This is a genomic window from Sodalis-like endosymbiont of Proechinophthirus fluctus (genome assembly GCF_001602625.1).
Lineage (GTDB): Bacteria > Pseudomonadota > Gammaproteobacteria > Enterobacterales > Enterobacteriaceae.
This window is the reverse complement of record NZ_LECR01000046.1, coordinates 40,132-40,534: the sequence shown is the minus strand read 5'-3', so window position 1 is coordinate 40,534 and position 403 is coordinate 40,132. Positions and strand designations below refer to the sequence as shown.

Genomic DNA, 403 nt, shown 5'->3' with positions numbered 1-403 from the left:
CCCAGCCAGCGGATGGACGGTATGCGCGGCATCCCCTACCAGCACCAGGCGGTGGGCAGTAAAATTACGTGCATAATGGCCGGTTAGTGGGAAAGTTTGCCGTTCGCCCTGCAGCTCGCATAACCCCAGCGCCAGACTGAAATTCATAGCTAGCGCGGCGTTGAATGCCTCAGCAGGCGCCGTCAAGCGCTCTTGTGCTACTGACGGCGGCAGAGACCAGACGATAGAGCTTAAATGCGGGTTGCTTAGTGGCAAAAACGCGAGAATGCCGTCACCGTGAAACGTTTGTCGGGCGATATTGCCATGAGGCAGGGCGGTGCGCACCGTCGCCACCAGCGCATGATGCTGGTAGTCCCAAAAAGTCAGCGGGATATTGGCATCGGTCCGCAGCCAAGAGCGCGCA

1 protein-coding gene is annotated in these 403 nt (G+C 59.1%); it reads right to left on the bottom strand.

The features are described from left to right. Positions 1-403 (bottom strand): FAD-dependent monooxygenase (locus BG74_RS16975; RefSeq protein WP_439895668.1); only part of this gene is annotated, 403 nt, incomplete at both ends.